Annotated in this window: 15 protein-coding genes; 5 read left to right on the plus strand and 10 right to left on the minus strand. The window is 63.6% G+C overall.

The features are described 5' to 3' along the window. Nucleotides 1-55 precede the first annotated feature (55 nt). From OKA05_RS17375 to OKA05_RS17385, 3 genes are read right to left on the minus strand one after another with little or no spacing between them, the layout of a single operon-like run. On the minus strand, nucleotides 56-1,057 hold the full coding sequence (locus OKA05_RS17375) for a phosphatidate cytidylyltransferase (protein ID WP_264488447.1): 1,002 nt from the start codon (nucleotides 1,055-1,057) through the stop codon (nucleotides 56-58). Beyond that, a complete protein-coding gene (locus OKA05_RS17380) occupies nucleotides 1,044-1,685 on the minus strand; it encodes a lysophospholipid acyltransferase family protein (protein WP_264488448.1) in 642 nt (213 codons plus the stop codon). The genes OKA05_RS17375 and OKA05_RS17380 overlap by 14 nt, the downstream gene beginning before the upstream one ends. Continuing rightward, nucleotides 1,682-2,269, minus strand: a complete 588-nt coding sequence (locus OKA05_RS17385) for a CDP-alcohol phosphatidyltransferase family protein (protein ID WP_264488449.1) — start codon at nucleotides 2,267-2,269, stop codon at nucleotides 1,682-1,684. The genes OKA05_RS17380 and OKA05_RS17385 overlap by 4 nt, the downstream gene beginning before the upstream one ends. A gap of 147 nt (nucleotides 2,270-2,416) precedes the next feature. Between OKA05_RS17385 and OKA05_RS17390 the strand changes: the two genes are divergently transcribed. The 3 genes from OKA05_RS17390 to OKA05_RS17400 all read left to right on the plus strand — a co-directional run bounded on the left by OKA05_RS17390 (nucleotide 2,417) and on the right by OKA05_RS17400 (nucleotide 5,373). Continuing rightward, nucleotides 2,417-3,271, plus strand: a complete 855-nt coding sequence (locus OKA05_RS17390; RefSeq protein ID WP_264488450.1) for an NAD(+)/NADH kinase — start codon at nucleotides 2,417-2,419, stop codon at nucleotides 3,269-3,271. A gap of 289 nt (nucleotides 3,272-3,560) precedes the next feature. Further along, complete coding sequence (locus OKA05_RS17395) at nucleotides 3,561-4,850, plus strand: aminopeptidase P N-terminal domain-containing protein (RefSeq protein WP_264488451.1); 1,290 nt, start codon at nucleotides 3,561-3,563, stop codon at nucleotides 4,848-4,850. Nucleotides 4,851-4,860: 10 nt separating this feature from the next. Further along, on the plus strand, nucleotides 4,861-5,373 hold the full coding sequence (locus OKA05_RS17400; RefSeq protein ID WP_264488452.1) for a hypothetical protein: 513 nt from the start codon (nucleotides 4,861-4,863) through the stop codon (nucleotides 5,371-5,373). Nucleotides 5,374-5,539: 166 nt separating this feature from the next. On the opposite strand, the gene OKA05_RS17405 is transcribed toward OKA05_RS17400, so the two are convergent. Further along, nucleotides 5,540-7,180: an NAD+ synthase gene (locus tag OKA05_RS17405; protein WP_264488453.1), complete on the minus strand. Its 1,641-nt coding sequence runs from the start codon at nucleotides 7,178-7,180 to the stop codon at nucleotides 5,540-5,542. A gap of 319 nt (nucleotides 7,181-7,499) precedes the next feature. Next, complete coding sequence (locus OKA05_RS17410; protein WP_264488454.1) at nucleotides 7,500-8,429, minus strand: hypothetical protein; 930 nt, start codon at nucleotides 8,427-8,429, stop codon at nucleotides 7,500-7,502. 100 nt (nucleotides 8,430-8,529) lie between these two features. Here OKA05_RS17410 and OKA05_RS17415 point away from each other — a divergent pair, with 100 nt between their 5' ends. Further along, on the plus strand, nucleotides 8,530-9,243 hold the full coding sequence (locus tag OKA05_RS17415) for a TrmH family RNA methyltransferase (protein ID WP_264488455.1): 714 nt from the start codon (nucleotides 8,530-8,532) through the stop codon (nucleotides 9,241-9,243). A gap of 10 nt (nucleotides 9,244-9,253) precedes the next feature. Here OKA05_RS17415 and OKA05_RS17420 read toward each other — a convergent pair whose 3' ends face one another. The 3 genes from OKA05_RS17420 to OKA05_RS17430 are packed head-to-tail and all read right to left on the minus strand — an operon-like array spanning nucleotide 9,254 to nucleotide 11,800. Further along, on the minus strand, nucleotides 9,254-10,414 hold the full coding sequence (locus tag OKA05_RS17420; RefSeq protein WP_264488456.1) for an aminotransferase class I/II-fold pyridoxal phosphate-dependent enzyme: 1,161 nt from the start codon (nucleotides 10,412-10,414) through the stop codon (nucleotides 9,254-9,256). After that, nucleotides 10,392-10,898 carry a hypothetical protein gene (locus tag OKA05_RS17425; protein WP_264488457.1) on the minus strand — a complete coding sequence of 169 codons (507 nt, stop codon included), beginning with the start codon at nucleotides 10,896-10,898 and terminating at the stop codon, nucleotides 10,392-10,394. The genes OKA05_RS17420 and OKA05_RS17425 overlap by 23 nt, the downstream gene beginning before the upstream one ends. Nucleotides 10,899-10,909: 11 nt before the next feature. Further along, on the minus strand, nucleotides 10,910-11,800 hold the full coding sequence (locus tag OKA05_RS17430; RefSeq protein WP_264488458.1) for a D-alanyl-D-alanine carboxypeptidase family protein: 891 nt from the start codon (nucleotides 11,798-11,800) through the stop codon (nucleotides 10,910-10,912). Between the two features lie 114 nt (nucleotides 11,801-11,914). Here OKA05_RS17430 and lexA point away from each other — a divergent pair, with 114 nt between their 5' ends. Next, complete coding sequence (lexA, locus tag OKA05_RS17435) at nucleotides 11,915-12,529, plus strand: transcriptional repressor LexA (protein ID WP_264488459.1); 615 nt, start codon at nucleotides 11,915-11,917, stop codon at nucleotides 12,527-12,529. A gap of 824 nt (nucleotides 12,530-13,353) precedes the next feature. Here lexA and OKA05_RS17440 read toward each other — a convergent pair. Together OKA05_RS17440 and OKA05_RS17445 are read right to left on the minus strand one after the other, a co-directional pair. Then, on the minus strand, nucleotides 13,354-14,307 hold the full coding sequence (locus tag OKA05_RS17440) for an ROK family protein (protein WP_264488460.1): 954 nt from the start codon (nucleotides 14,305-14,307) through the stop codon (nucleotides 13,354-13,356). Nucleotides 14,308-14,356: 49 nt separating this feature from the next. Continuing rightward, nucleotides 14,357-15,094 carry a type III pantothenate kinase gene (locus OKA05_RS17445; RefSeq protein ID WP_264488461.1) on the minus strand — a complete coding sequence of 246 codons (738 nt, stop codon included), beginning with the start codon at nucleotides 15,092-15,094 and terminating at the stop codon, nucleotides 14,357-14,359. Between the last annotated feature and the right edge of the window lie 3 nt (nucleotides 15,095-15,097).

Raw genomic sequence — 15,097 nt, forward strand, 5'->3', positions numbered from 1 at the left:
AGGAATGGGTAGGGCGTGGGTGCCAGCCTGACGAGGATTTTGCCAGCCATCAAAATCAGCCGCCCATCCACAGCCGCAGGGCGTCGTGCATCCATTGCGGCTGGCTGTAGGCGGTGTTCATGTTGGTGCCGAAATAATAGCCAGTGACGTGGAAGAACAGCGGCCCGGCGAAAAGCAGCGAATCCAGCCGGTCCAGCACCCCGCCATGGCCGGGAATGCCGCGGCCCCAGTCCTTGGCACCGAGCGAGCGTTTCACCGCCGACATGACCAGCCCGCCGAAAAAGCCCGCGGCTACCAGCAGGGCGGACATGCCCGCGGCCACCGCCGGAGAGAAAGGTGTGGCCCACCATAGCGAGGTGCCGATGAGCGTGGCTGCCGCACCGCCGTAGAGCAGTCCTTCGCGGGTCTTCGAGGGGCTGACTTTCGGGGCGATCTTGGTTTTCCCGAAGAGCTTCCCGAAGACGTACTGCATCACGTCGCTGAGCTGGGTGACGAGCACCACGAAGAAGAGCAGCTTGGCATTCTCCTCCTGCTGGTAACCCGGGATCGGCAAGTAGAGCAGCATCGGCAGGTGGCTGAGGAAATAGACGCAAGTGAGCACGCCCCACTGGATGCGCGCGGTCCGTTCCAGGAAGCGCTCGGTATCACCGGCCAGTGCGCTGCGGATCGGGATGAAGACGAAGGCGTAAACCGGGATCCAGATCAGGAACATGCCGTACCACGGGGCTCCGGCGAAAACGAAGTGCAGCGGCAGGATCAGGAAGAACACCCAGGTCAGCGTGCGATGGTCGCCCCGCGGAGTGGGGGACAGTGTGATGAATTCGCGCAGGGCCAGGAACGACAGCAGCGCGTAGAAGCCGAAGACGCCGCCGCGTCCGAGCGCCAGCGAGGAACAGAATACGACCATCATCCACCACCACGCGTTGACCCGCTGGCGGAGGTTCACCAGCACCGGCGTCTCACCGGATTTCCGGATCAGGAGCTTGGTGATCAGGGTGGCGACGATCAGCACGGCCACCACACCGCCGACGAGGTAGAGAAGTTCAGGATCCTTCATCAGAAGCGGGAGCGGGGAGGAGATGACCGTGGGAGAGGCACATCATGGATTCGCGGGCACGTTTCAGAAAGGCGGCCTTGCATTCGCCTTCCACCGGTCCCGGTATCGGTTCGCCGAAGACCGCCTGTCCCATCAGCGGCAGGGGCAGCAGTTCGCCCTTGGGCAGGATGCGGCTGAGGTTTTCGAGGAAGACGGGCATGAGCAGCGCGTCAGGCCGCTTGGTGGCGAGGTGATGGAGCCCGGGCTTGAAGGCGGCGACGGCACCGGTGTCGCTGCGGGTTCCTTCGGGGAAAACGATCAGGTCCGCACCTGCGTCGAGCGCTTCTAACATTTTGCCGAGCGGGTCTTCCGTCCGCATCCTCGCGAGGTCGCGGGGAATGAGCACTGCCTTGAAGATGCGGCTGGCCAGCCAACGTCGCAGCGGGGTCTTTTCCCAATACTCCGCGGCCGCGACCGGCCGGGTCCATGAGCGTTGCCGGCCAGGCAGGGCCGCCCAGATGACGACGAAATCGAGATGCGACGAGTGATTGGCGAAATAGATGCGCCGCTTGCCGTCCTCCGGCAGATCGCCGAGCAGCCGGACTCCGGTTGCCAGGCGTATGACGAATGCCAGCACAGTGCCGGTCATGGGCGGGCCTCCTTGAGCTTTGCGGATAGGCGCATCACGCGGCGGATGATGGTCACGCAAGTGCCCGCGGCGATGATCATGATGGCGATCTTCATGACCTGCCCGTGTCCCTTCCAGAGCGGTTCGGCGGCGGTGACCAAGGCGGCGACCGTCAGCGCCGCCATCCGCTGGGGCTTGGCGAACGGGCCGCAAAAGTCGTGGGTGCCGACCAAGGCGGCTCCCGAGGCGCGGACATAGGCCGTCATCACCGAGGCCCAAGCTGCAAGAGCGCCGACCCATGGCGAACCTACCGCCCACGCGGCGCAGGCCAGCAGGATGGTGTCGGCGAACCGGTCGGGGAGTTCGTTCCACAGGTCGCCGGTGGGGCTCTTCTTGCCTCCTTCGATGGCCACCATGCCATCCATGAGGTTGCAGATGAGGCGGAGCTGGATGCAGGCCGCGCCGGCGAGCCAGCCGCCTTTCCAGTCGAGCGAGCCATTTCCGGCGGCCAGGAAGGCAAGTCCTCCCCCGGCGGCCGCCACCACGCTGAAGGCGGAGATGGCATTGGGGGTGACGCCTTTCGCAGTGAGGGACTTTGCCAGCACGACGGCCCATTCGGCCGAGCGGGATTTCAGGGGGCGCCGCGAGCTGTCTCCTTCCACGCCGCGACTCTGCCAAGCGCGGCGGGAGCGGGCAAGTTAAGGAATGGAGACTCCTTGCGGTGCGGGGCGTCCGCCGTTAGAAGAGCGGACATGACCGTCGGCATTATCGCCAACCCACAGAAAGAAGGAGCGCGGATTGCCTTGGATCGCCTGATGGGCGCGCTCTCGCTGAGGCGGATTGGCACGCTGTTGGAGAGGGAAGCTGCGGCGTTGTGCGGGGTACCGGGCGGCATGGATGGCCCGGACCTGGCCGCCGCCTCCGACGTGATTGCCGTGCTCGGTGGCGACGGGACCATGCTCAATGCCGTCGCGAAGCTCGGTCCCACGGACAAACCGGTCGCCGGCATCAACATCGGCACGCTCGGTTTCCTCACGAGTTGCACGGACGACGAGGTCGAGGTGTTCGCCGACGCGCTGCTTTCCGGCGAGTATACCACCAGCCGCCGCACGCTTTTGGCCGCCAAAGTCCGCAGCGTCGATGGTAGTGAAAAGGACTTCCGCGCCCTGAACGAGGTGGTGCTAGCTCGCGGCCAGACCGGCCGGCTGGTGTCGCTCTCCGCCTTTGTCGATGGCGATCTTCTCAACAGCTACCGGGCGGATGGCTTGATCGTCGCCACACCGACCGGCTCCACCGCTTACTCGCTGTCTGCCGGCGGCCCGCTGATCAGCCCGGCGGCGGCGGCCTTCGTGATCACGCCGATTTGTCCGCACACGCTGAGCCAGTGTTCGCTGGTCGTTGGCGATCACGTGACCGTGGAGTTGAGGCCGCAGAACGCGGACGAGGCGCCGATGCTGTTCACGGTCGATGGCCGCGACTGCATCACCATTCACCACGGCGACCGGATCGAGGTGAGGAAAGCGGCCCATGTGCTCAATTTGCTGCGGCTGTCCGGGCACTCCTTTTACGAGGCCGTGCGGCAGAAGCTGAATTGGCGCGGGGGTTGAGCCAACCATGGGGCGGCGTTTCTTCTCAAAGCGGTCCGCCGAGATCGTGTTCCTGTGTCGCGACGCGACACCATGGCGGACGCGGCCGAACTAGGGGCTGAAGCCCGTGGCTACCGTCCCTTGACCGCTACGCGGTCGCTGGGGTTTGGTTCGAGGTGTGTGGGCGCTGAAGTGAGAGTTCTCTCCCGGATTGGCCATTCGACGCGCCGATTCCGTAGCTTTCGCCAAGAATTCGGCGGGCTGAGGGAATGGCGTTGCGGCGCGCGCGGGCATCCGCTGGAGTCCGGTCGTGCGCTACGAACCCATCGATCCCCAGCTCTTCGTCCGCAATCGCGAGAATCTCCGCGCCCTGCTGAAGCCGAATAGCATCGTCATCGTGCTGGCGAACGACATCTACCCGACCAATGCCGACGGGTCGATGGCCTTCAAGCAGAACGCCGATCTCTTCTACCTCACGGGCGTCGATCAGGAAGAAACGATGCTGGTGCTGATGCCGGACGCGAAGGATCCGAAGGAGCGGGAGATGCTGTTCGTGAAGGAAACCAGCGAGCTGATCGCGATCTGGGACGGCGATAAACTTTCCAAGGACCAGGCGAAGGCGGCCACCGGCGTCGAACGCATCGAGTGGAGCCACAGCTTCGAAGCGTGGTTGCACCGACTCATCCCGCAGGCGGATCACATCTACCTCGCGACCAACGAGCACCTGCGCGCCACCACGGTGGTGGAGACGGCGAATGACCGCTTCATCAAGAAGTGCCAGTCGCGCTACCCGCTGCACCGCTATGAGCGGCTCGCTCCGCTGATGCATCGCCTGCGGATCACCAAGGATCCCATCGAGGTCGATATCATCCAGAAGGCTTGTAAGATCACCGAGGCGGGTTTCCGTCGTCTGTTAGGCTTCGTGAAGCCGGGGGTGGGCGAGTGGGAAGTCGAGGCGGAGCTGCTGCACGAGTTCGTGCGCCGTGGTTCGCGCGGCTTTGCCTACGGGCCGATCATCGGCAGCGGGGCGAATGCCTGCGTGCTGCACTACGTCGAAAACTCCAAGGTCTGCAAGGATGGCGACATGCTGCTGCTGGACGTGGCCGCTGAGTATGCCGGCTGGGCTTCCGATCTGACCCGCACGATCCCGGTCAACGGGCGCTTCACTGCCCGCCAGCGTGATGTTTACAACTCGGTGCTGCGTGTTTTCCGCGGGGCGAACGAGATCCTGCGTCCAGGCAACACGCCGCTGGAGTATCAAAAGCAGGTGATCGAGCTGATGGAAGCGGAGCTGGTCCATCTCGGACTGATCGGTGCCAAGGAGGCGAAGGAGCAAGGGCCTGACAAGGCGCTGGTGAAGAAGTACTTCATGCATGGTACTTCCCACCACATGGGCCTGGACGTCCACGATGTGGCTCCGCCGCACGAGCCGTTTGCGGAGGGGATGGTGTTTACCATCGAGCCGGGGATTTATATTCGGGAGGAGGGTCTGGGCGTGCGTCTTGAGAACGATGTGGTGATCGGGAAGAAGTCGAACCTTGATCTGATGGCTGATATTCCGATCGAGGCGGATGAGATCGAGGAGTTGATGAACCGGTAGTGATCCAAGGATGGAATCCATCATCAAATTCCGGGAAGAACTCACGAGATTGTGGGAATTCTTGACCGAGGCAGGCTATGTCTCGGAAGCCTTCCCTGGATTTGATTGTGGCGGTTTCGAGGAAGAAGGGGATTCTCTCTCAAGAGAGTCGTTTGTCAGAGTTGCCCGGCTATTTCTACCGAGCGGGCCAAGCGTTGTTGTCGAGAGGAGAACTCCAGATGAGTTTATCGTGATTTACGGCGCAGAAGCTATGGATCGGTGGCCGAAGGACGATCCGTTCTTTGATTGGCCGTTTTTTCCTCTCATGGTTGATTCCGAGAGCTACACGGTTGGATTGACTCTTGATGACGCCGACGGAGGGTTTCGCCTTTTGTGCGTGTCCAAGGATTGTCTGTATGACGATTCGATGCCCGACGACGAGGATCTGGCTTACGTTAGCGAGAAGCCGGTATGGGAGTTGCCAAAACTGGTGAGGGACCTAGTCGAGTCGCAAGATGAGGTGGTGTTCTTCGGAAACGTCTGACGTGCGTGGCCAATCATTGCCATGCCAAGTGGCAATGTGCATGGCAGTAAGGAGTGTGGACGTTCCCTCCACATTGTGTCGACGGAACGTCGACACCCCTTATCCTTAGGCTGCGCTATCGATTCGAGCGTGATGAATCCCGCGGTCCCAGTAGGCTTGGGGTGCGTCAGCCGGTGAAGCCTTGGACGATGGGCATGCGGCGGCCCATGCCGAAGGCCTTGGAGGTCACGCGGAGGCCGGGGGCGGCTTGTTGGCGTTTCCATTCATTGAGATCCACGCGGCGCTGGACCCAGCGGACGAGGTTCTCCTCGTAGCCGTGGGCGACGATTTCGTCGGCGGAGAGGTGGCGCTCCACGTAGAGCTCGAGGATGCCATCGAGGATGTCGTAGGGCGGCAAGGTGTCTTGGTCCTTTTGATCGGGACGCAGCTCGGCGCTGGGCGGCTTGTCGATGGTGCTCCACGGGATGATCTCGCGGTGGCGATTGATCCAACGGGACAGCTCGTAGACGCGGATTTTCGGCAAGTCCGAGATGACGGCTAGGCCGCCACACATGTCGCCGTAGATGGTGCAGTAGCCGACCGCCAGTTCGCTCTTATTGCCGGTGGTGAGTAGCAGGTGGCCGAACTTGTTGGAGAGCGACATTAGGTAGAGGCCGCGGATGCGGGCCTGCATGTTTTCCTCGGTCACGTCCTCCTTGGTGCCCTCGAACAAGGGGGCCATCGAGGCTTTGACGGAAGCGAAGGTATCGGCGATCGGCACGGTCTCGCAGCGGATGCCGAGGGTTTTCGCGAGTGCCACCGAGTCATCGACGCTGCCGCCTGACGAAAAGGGACTGGGCATGGTGAGCCCGTGAACATTCTCTGGTCCCAGTGCCTCGGCTGCAAGGACGGCGGTGAGGGCTGAGTCGATGCCGCCGCTGAGGCCGAGGCAGACGCTGCGGAAGCCGCACTTCTTCACGTAGTCGCGCAGGCCCAGGACCAGCGCATCGAAGAGCTGGCCGGCCGCGACCGGCTGGGGAAGGGGAGCTTCGCCCTGCGGAAGCGCATCGAGATCGACGGTGAGGGATTGCTCGGAAAAGCCGGGCATTTGTATCGCAATCCGGCCGTCCGGAGTGGCGACCAGCGAGTGACCGTCGAAGAGCAATTGATCCTGCCCGCCGACAGCATTCGCGTAGATCACCGGCACGGCGGCATCCTTCGCCACCGCCGCCATCATCTCGCGGCGGATCTCCGGCTTGCCGAGGTGGAAGGGCGAGGCCGAAAGGTTCAGCAGCAGGTCGATCCCCTGCGAGCATAGCTCCTGCACGGGGTCGCGCTCGTAGAGCGGGCGGTGCAGGTATTCCTCCGTCCAGATGTCCTCGCAGATGGTGACGCCGAGCCGCAGTCCATTCCAGACGATGGGCTCGCATTTCTCGCCGGGCTCGAAGTAGCGGCGCTCGTCGAAAACATCGTAGGTCGGCAGCAGCGTCTTCCAGACCTTGGCGACGATCTCGCCGCGATGGAGGAAGGCGGCGGCATTGCGGAACGGCTTGCCCGGGCGACCGGCCTCGTTGAGATCGACGTAGCCGACCAGCAGGGGAACCTCCTTCACCTCGCCCGCCAGGTAGTCGAGCGCCTGCAGGCACTTCGGCACGAACTGCGACTTGAAGACCAGATCGCGGGGCGGGTAGCCGGCCAGCGACAGCTCCGGCGTGATCACCAATTCGGCGCCTTGCTCCAAGCACTCGCGATAGGCTTGGAGCAGCCGCTTCGCATTGCCGGGGAAGTCCCCGATCACCCCGTTGATCTGCGCGATCCCAACCTTCATGTGCGGCGACTCAACGCAGCCAGGGCCGGGGAGGAAATCCCAAATCGGTACAAAAAAGAAGGGCGCGAATCGCAAGTCCCCCCGGAATCACAATTCGCGCCCTTTCTGACCCATCGGGTTCTCTAGCTGGCGGCATTGGCCGAAATCCCCCCGGATTCAGAACCAATGCATATTGCCGTGCCGGATTGTCCGATGGCCGGGCAACGACACCGAAGCGCCGCTACCTGTGAATGAAATTGCCAAATAATCCGGGTTTGGAAAGCATTAATTTAAGTGAAAATTCACAAGTTGTTCCCAAAATTGGACATTTCACTGAAAATCAGGGACTTTTCGCGGGGATTTCCAGCGTGAGGCCCTTCGGCCGCCAGTAGCGGACCAAGGCTTCCTGAGTCGCGACCGCCGTTTCGGGGGAGAGGACGTCAACCGGCCGGCGGTTGCGAGGGGCGGCGGTGAGGATGTTGCGCAGGGCTTCAACTCGCTTGTCCCCACCGTGGATCTGGTAGTGGGCGAGCAGCAGGGCGGTGGCGTAGGCGTGGTAGCGCTCCTCCACCGGCAAGTCGGTGACGAAGCCGTGCCAGCGGCGGCCATCGAGCCCGACCAGATCGGCGACCCGGACCAAGGGGATGCTCGGATCGTCCGGGCTGAGGCGGACGCGCAGGTGCTGGCGGATGGCGCCGTCCATATCGGCGAAGGAGAAGCGCCCGGCTCCGGTGTGGGCGCACGCGAAGTATTCCGCAATGCCCTCCGCCAGCCACTGCGGCAGACCATGGTTCAGCCGGTGCATGCAGAGGTGGACGATTTCGTGGACGACGAGATCCTCGTCGTTGCGTGGCGCGAGTTTCGAGCGGCCGGCATCCGGGGGGCGCGAGAGATAGCCGCCATGGATGAGCACCAGGCCCTGCCGGGCGACGTAGTACCCGGCCGAACCCGCTGCCGCGCCGGCTTCACGATAGCTTTGGTCGGTGGAATAGATGGCGATGCGTGGGCGCTTGCCCTCCGGCGGGCCGAAGAGCGGCAGCGGGTGGGCTTTCACCACCAGCGCGGTGGTGTCGGCGACTTGGGAGAGGCGAGCGAGTTCGTTTGGCTTCAGGTCAAGGTCGCTATCGATGCGGAAGAACCGGGTGTGCCATACTTTCCGGCCGCCATCGTCCGGCTGGGCTTCGACGACGGCCGGGCCGGGAACGGTTTCGCGCGGCAGCGGGTCTGCCGCGGCGAGCGAGGCGAGGGCGAAGAAGGTCAGCAGGCGCATGGCAGGGAAAACCTCGGCGGTTCGGTGAAGTGTGCCCCGTCCGGAGGCATTCCGCAGGTCGAAATTCGACAATCCGCCCCGCCTGCCGTAACCGGTGCGCGTGACCGACGATTGGCAGACCACCCTCCGCGAGCAACTGGCCGCCCCCCAGGACCCATGGGTCGTGCTGGAGGGGCAGGGGATGGTCGAGGCCGCAATCGCCGGCTGGTGGGAGGTCGCGGGGGTGATGGTGGCGGAAGATCACTCGTGGGAAGTGCCGGTCTGGAGCGGCATGGAGGTGGCTCGCGAGGCCCCGGCGGAAATGGATCGCTGGGCCGATGCCTCGATTCACGGGGGTGTGCTCGGCTTGGCCAGGCAGCCGTCCGAGACGGGTGAGGTGGCAACCTTCCTCCGCTCGCTGGATGCCGAGGCGCTGCTGGTCGTCTGCCCGCGCTTGGATCATCCCACGGTGGTAGGGGAAGTCATCCGGCTGGCGGCAGATCACAACGCGGCAGGCGTTTTGTTTGGAGCGGAAGGGGTTTCGCCATTTCATGTCGAGGCGGTGCGGGCGGCGGCCGATGCGCTTTTCCAGCTCCCGATTCGCGTGGCGGATGGCGGGCTGCTGCTGCGCTCGCTCAAAGCCGCCGGGGTGGAGCTTTGTGGCTGGGAGCAAGCTGGGTTTTCCGGCGAGGCTGCGACTACCGGTCGCCGCGCGCTGGTGATGGGCGATCCGGAGAAGGGGCTGGGGCCGTTTTGGCGGGCTGCGTGCGACCGGCAGGTTGGCGGGGAAGTGGGGGCTGTCTTGAAGGAGCTCGCCGTAGAGGTTGGCGGATAGGTCCTATGGGTCACATGGGACTTATTTCCGAAGCGAGTGCGGCGACCGCATCAGGAGGATGGGCTGCCGACACGGATATCCGCAGCCTTGCGGTGCCCCGTGGGACCGTTGGATAGCGGATCGCTGGAACGAGAAAGCCGCGGGTTTCCAAGCGGGCGGCGGCTTCGAGCGCTGCTTCGTTTCCGCCGAGGAGCACCGGGATCACGGGGGATGGATGTCCGGCCGAGAGGACGGCGATGTTTTCGCGGAGTTGCTTCCGGCGATGATCGCCATCGGATGAAGTGATACGCTCCAGAGATGTCATCGCTGCGTGGGCAAGAGCGGGTGGTGGAGCGGTCGAGTAAACGAAGGATCGTGCGCGGTTCACCAGCAGATCGCGCCATGCCGTGGTGGTGGCGAGGTAACCGCCGGCAAGGCCGGCGGCCTTGCTGAAGGTGCCCATTTGGAAATCCACGCGATCTTTAACGCCGAGCTCTGCCGCAAGGCCCATGCCGCGTGGACCGAGCACGCCGAACGCGTGCGCTTCATCGAGGAAGAGCAGCGCGCCGTGGCGATCCTTCAGCTCGATGAGTTCTGTTAGAGGGCAAAGGTCGCCATCCATCGAGAACACCGATTCGGTGATCACGATCACGCGGGCCGCCGGTTGTTTCGCGCGGATGTTCTCTAACAGGCGGGCCAGCTTTGTGGTGTCATTGTGCGGGAACACGCGGATGGTGGCACCGGAGAGGCGGGCTCCATCGATGAGCGAGGCGTGGCAAAGCTTGTCGAGCACCAGCACGTCATCCTTTCCCGCCAGTGCTGGCAGGCTACCGACTGCGGTGGCGAAGCCCGAGGAGAATACCAGCGCGGCTTGCGTGCCCTTTGCGGCTGCCAAGGCTTCCTCTAACAGGTGATGTGGAGGCAGGGTGCCACAGACCAATCGCGAGGCTGCGGAGCCTGCTCCATACTTTCTAACACCTTCGATGAATGCTTCCGCAAGCTCTGGATCGGTGGCGAGGCCGAGGTAGTCGTTGGAGGCGAAGTTCCACAGCTCCCGTCCATCGCGCATCACCCGTGGACCCGTCGGCGAGTCGAGAGGCTTCAGCGTGCGCAGCAGGCCCGCCTCGGACAGATCGGCCAACTCCTGCTGTGGATCCGGCGAGCCGAGGTCAGTGCCGGAGCGTCGTGTCATGGCGGGAAAGGTAGGTGTCGATGGCCTCAAAGATACCCGGAGCGAAGGCGGTGCTTCCGCTCTGCCAGGGACGCCGGATCGTCACCGCGGCGGAGATCTCTCCATCGTCGTGCAAGACCGCATCAAGGAAGGTGCGGAAGCTCTCGTTGTGGGGATGAGTCGTGGAGAAGATCCCGATCCGGCCGACCACCGCGTGAGCGCCGTTGTAGGTGATCGCCGATCCGGCCTTGGTTCCTTCCTTGCGCGCGAGTTTTTCCAATGAGTCGCGGAGACCATTCCGAAGTGCGGGAACTGACTCTCCATAGAATGCGGCCGCGGTCATGCCCGCGCGCAGGGTGAGCGAAGCGAGTCCCGGCCATTCCCGCTCGGTGATGTCGACATCGGTCTTGACGTTCCAGCGGTCGCGGGTTTCGCCGATGGAGGGATACTCGCGCTTCGAGATGGCCGGCACCCAAGCCGGAAACCAGCGGAGCCGCCAAGGCATCTCGCGCGGGATCATCCTTCCGCCGCCGGACGTTCGAGCGCCCAGCGCAGGAGCTTTTCGGAATCGTTCCACACGTTGGGGGTGTTGCTCTTGAGCACCACCACGATGACCGAGCGGCCACCGAGCGTGCCGGAGGAAACCAGGCAGCGGCCGGCGGCATTGGTGGTTCCGGTTTTCAGGCCATCGCAGTAGGGCACGCGCTTGAGGAGCTTGTTGGTGTTTTCCAGCGTCTTCACGCGGCCGTCGCTGTGACGGAAGGTCGTGCTCTTCAGCGAGGTGAACGAGTGAATCGTCTGATTGCGCCATGCGGATCGTGCGGCGATCGCAATGTCGCGGGCGGTGGAGAACTGACCCTCTTGCGGCAAGCCGTGCGGGTTCATGAAATGCGAATTCCGCATGCCGAGTTGGGCGGCCTTGCGGTTCATCATCATGGCAAAGCCGTCCTGGCTCCCGCCGATATCCCGGGCGAGCGCGCGTCCCACGTCATTGGCGCTTTTCACCATGAGCACTTTCAGCAGTTCGCGGCGGGAGTGTACCTCGCCGGGCTTCAAGTAGAGCTTGGTGGGCTCGCAACGGGTGTCATCGGCGGCAATGGTCACCGGCTTGTCGATGTTGCTGTCCACGGCCACGAGCGCGGTGACGAGTTTCTGGGTCGAGGCGACCGGTCGCCGCTGGTCGGCGTTCTTTGCGTAGAGGACGCGGCCGGACACCGGGTCGATCACGATCACGCTCTCTGCGGCCACCGGTGGAGGGGGCGTCGTAGGGATCGCAGTGGTCCGCACTGCCTCGGCTTTCAGCGGTCCCGCCTGCGACATGGATCGCGGAGGCGGGGAATCGCCGCCACAGGCGGGCAGCAGGAAAGAAAGGGCAAGAAGTCCGAAAAGGCGGGCTCGGCGAAACATCGGGCGGATCATTCCCCGGACGGACCTGCCTCTCAAGGCGGGAATCTCCGAATTTCCGCTTGCCGGGTGGTGTTCATCCTGTTTTGTTCTCAAGAACACTGTTCAAAAAAAGCGATGAGCGAACCGATGACCCAGCGCCAAGGGGAGATCCTCGAGTATCTCAAATCCGCCCAGCGGAAGACCGGCGTGATGCCGTCCACCCGTGAGATCCAACACTATTTTAAATTCGCCAGCCAGACGGCGGCGATGAGCCACTTGAGGGCTCTCGAAAGAAAAGGGGTTATCCAGCGTCTTCCGGGCAAGGCCCGCGCGGTGGTTTTCCCGGAGGAACTCGACCGTGAGGAAATCGTCGATATCCCGGTCTATGGCCAGATTGCGGCCGGCATGGCCGGGGAGGTGGAGCAGGAGAAAGAGGGGTGTATTTCGATCGACATCGCTACTCTCGGAATTCCCCGGAGCTCCCGGACCTTCGCGCTGAAGGTCAGGGGTGATTCGATGATCGATGCCCACATCTGCCATGGCGACACCGTGATCCTGGAATTCCGCGAACCGCGGGACCGCGACATCGTGGCGGCGTTGATCGATGGGGAGACGACGCTCAAGCGCTTTGTCGTCAACAAGGGCAAGCCCTACCTTCACGCCGAGAACGATGAGTTCCCCGACCTTATTCCGGCACGCGAACTGATTATCCAAGGCGTTCTCGTTGCCCTTCTGCGAAAGGCTGCGTAGGATTTCATCTTCTCCCCAGATCGAGCTGGCTCCGGCGAGATACCCTCCCCTCGCCGGAGCCATCGGCTTGGTCTCGCGGTCGGTTTGGTCGGGGGAAGCGAGATATTGACAGGGCGGAGCGAGCTTTGCGGAGGGAGGCTTCCAAGGAGAAGCCAAGAGGGAGAGGAGCGGAGGGGGCTCGACGGTTTTCCCGGACCGACGTGCGGGAGATTTGGGATAGAGCCGCCGCACCCCGCATGAGGTCTCCCGTTGGGAGACGATTTTTGACCGCATGCCCTGGCACTTCGTGCCAGGCTATTATGAGCCGTCCCGTCGGGACGAAGAACGGACCGTCCTGTTGGGACGAAGAACGGACCGTCCTGTTGGGACGAAGAACGGACCGTCCCGTTACGACGAAAGGCAGCTATTCGGGTGGCTTTCCATTTCGTCGGTTTCGCTTGTTTTGTGGTTCTCCACCTACGCCTTGGTGGTGACGACGGATGCACCCGGGTGCTTCCCCGCAGCAGGGCTGCTGGCTTTGGGCGGCAGGAGGGCTGCGCGCAGTCCGGGGTTGAGACCACTGGTTTCGGCAGTGCGCGTTTCCGACGGCTGGGGCGGAGGTGAAGGGGAGGCGGAGCCGTGAGGTGCTTCTGCGGGCCAGAGGTTGTCCGGATAAAGGAGGTGGCCCGGACCACTTCCGCTGCGCTCCAGTTCCGCGGTCCCAGCGGAAAGCCATTCCGCCGGGTCACTGGCAACACGGGTGGTAGGCCCGGTCTTGGTTCGCGATGGGCTTTTTCCTAACCCAACCCTTCCGTTCAGCTCAGCTCAGCTCAGCTCAGCTCAGCTCACGGTTGCAGCACCACACCGGATTCTTCCAAGGCGAGGGCGGCGGCGCCGACCATGCCGGCTTCGTTGCCGAAGCGGGCGGGAAGGATCATGAGGTGCTCCTTGAAGGGGGCGGAAAGCTGGGCGTAGAGGTGCGCGGTGAGGGGATTGAACAGGATGTCCCCGGCCTTGGCCACGCCGCCGCCGATGATGACGGCTTGCGGATTGAGGAGCCAGCAGCAGTTCATGATCGCGCTGGCGAGCTTGGCGGCGATGCCGTCCCAGATCGCGAGGGCGGTTTCGTCGCCGTTGAGGGCGGCCTTTGCCAAGGCGGCAGGGCTGCAATCGGGAAGGTGGCGCTCGACGCCGGATTCGAGGTAAGTCTGGCGGGCATCGGCGGCGATCTCGTTGTTGCCGACGTAGTCTTCCAGCGCGCCGAGATTGCCGTAGGCACCGCGGCGGCCTTGCCAATCGATCGACATCTGGCCGATCTCGCCGGCTCCGAATTGGGCGCCGCGGACCATCTTGCCATTGGCCACCACGCCGCCGCCGACGCCGGTTCCGAGCGTCAGAGCAATCAGGTGGTTGAGACCGCGACCGGCACCGCGCTTCCACTCGGCGTAGGCCATGCAGTTGGCGTCGTTTTCCACCACGACCGGCAGGTTGGTCGCTTCGGAAAGCTTCTTCTTCAGCGGAATGGCCGTCCAGCCGGGCACATTGGTCAGGTTGTGGACGATGCCTTTTTCGAAATGGACGAATCCGGGGACGCCGACGCCGATGGCCTCGACCCGCGGGTGGCGGTCGCGAAGGTCGCCGATCACCCGGAGCATCGCCTCAATGAGCGCGTCCGGCCCGTCAAAGTCCGGCGTGGAGATTGCCGGAGCTTGGTCGATGATATTGGAGCGGTAGAGAACGCCGAATTTGACGGAGGTTCCGCCGAAATCGACACCAATCGAGAGAGGGGTTTCAGCCATGGTGCGGTGACTACCTTGTATCCACTCAGAGCGGTCTTGGCACGTACTTTTAATGGAGATTCCTGACAGCGGCCAGCCGGATGCCTTCGAGCGTGAGGTCGGGATCGACGTATTGGATTTCCGGCAAGCCTTTGGCAATCAGGCCCGCATCCCCGCCGGTGGCGACGATGATGGGATCGCCTTCAATTTCTGCGCGCAGCCGTAAAAGAATTTCGCGAACGAGACCGCGGTAGCCGTAAACGGCTCCGGCTTGCATGGCCTCGATGGTGGACTTGCCGATGGCGGCGCGTGGCTCGTCGATTTCGATCTTCGGCAGCAGGGCGGTGCGCTTGCCCAGATAGTCCTGCATGGCTCCGAGACCGGGGGCGATGACGCCGCCGCAGTAGGCCGGGCCGGCGGCAACCACGTCGAAGGTCACCGCGGTGCCGAAGTCGATGACAATGGCGGGAGTGCCATGGGTGGCCGCGACGCCGATGGCATTGGCGAGGCGGTCGGCGCCAATCTGGGCCGGGTGGGGGTAGTCGATGGTGAGGCCGGTGTCGCTCTGGTAGCTGAGCGGATGGACAGGACCGCGGGAGGCGAGGAAATCGCGGAGGATGCGGGCCTTCTCCGGGACGACCGAGCAGAGCAGGGAGCCAGTGAACTCAAATCCGGCCAAGGCGGTGGCGAGGCTTTCGGGGGAAATGTCCGGCGTGGGCAGCCAGGCGCGGCTTGCGGAAATGCCGGTGGCGTCCGCGATCGCGAATTTGGTGCGGGTGTTGGAGTTGTCGACGAGGAGCCAAGGCATCGG

Source organism: Luteolibacter arcticus, assembly GCF_025950235.1.
Taxonomy (GTDB): Bacteria; Verrucomicrobiota; Verrucomicrobiia; order Verrucomicrobiales; family Akkermansiaceae; genus Haloferula; species Haloferula arctica.

What these genes read in the sequence shown, in the direction of transcription:
- OKA05_RS17375 (WP_264488447.1), bottom strand. Translation starts at nt 1,057, where the DNA reads ATGAAGGATCCTGAACTTCTCTACCTCGTCGGCGGTGTGGTGGCCGTG.
- OKA05_RS17380 (WP_264488448.1), bottom strand. Translation starts at nt 1,685, where the DNA reads ATGACCGGCACTGTGCTGGCATTCGTCATACGCCTGGCAACCGGAGTC.
- OKA05_RS17390 (WP_264488450.1), top strand. Translation starts at nt 2,417, where the DNA reads ATGACCGTCGGCATTATCGCCAACCCACAGAAAGAAGGAGCGCGGATT.
- OKA05_RS17400 (WP_264488452.1), top strand. Translation starts at nt 4,861, where the DNA reads ATGGAATCCATCATCAAATTCCGGGAAGAACTCACGAGATTGTGGGAA.
- OKA05_RS17405 (WP_264488453.1), bottom strand. Translation starts at nt 7,180, where the DNA reads ATGAAGGTTGGGATCGCGCAGATCAACGGGGTGATCGGGGACTTCCCC.
- OKA05_RS17410 (WP_264488454.1), bottom strand. Translation starts at nt 8,429, where the DNA reads ATGCGCCTGCTGACCTTCTTCGCCCTCGCCTCGCTCGCCGCGGCAGAC.
- OKA05_RS17420 (WP_264488456.1), bottom strand. Translation starts at nt 10,414, where the DNA reads ATGACACGACGCTCCGGCACTGACCTCGGCTCGCCGGATCCACAGCAG.
- OKA05_RS17425 (WP_264488457.1), bottom strand. Translation starts at nt 10,898, where the DNA reads ATGCCTTGGCGGCTCCGCTGGTTTCCGGCTTGGGTGCCGGCCATCTCG.
- OKA05_RS17430 (WP_264488458.1), bottom strand. Translation starts at nt 11,800, where the DNA reads ATGTTTCGCCGAGCCCGCCTTTTCGGACTTCTTGCCCTTTCTTTCCTG.
- lexA (WP_264488459.1), top strand. Translation starts at nt 11,915, where the DNA reads ATGAGCGAACCGATGACCCAGCGCCAAGGGGAGATCCTCGAGTATCTC.
- OKA05_RS17440 (WP_264488460.1), bottom strand. Translation starts at nt 14,307, where the DNA reads ATGGCTGAAACCCCTCTCTCGATTGGTGTCGATTTCGGCGGAACCTCC.
- OKA05_RS17445 (WP_264488461.1), bottom strand. Translation starts at nt 15,094, where the DNA reads ATGCCTTGGCTCCTCGTCGACAACTCCAACACCCGCACCAAATTCGCG.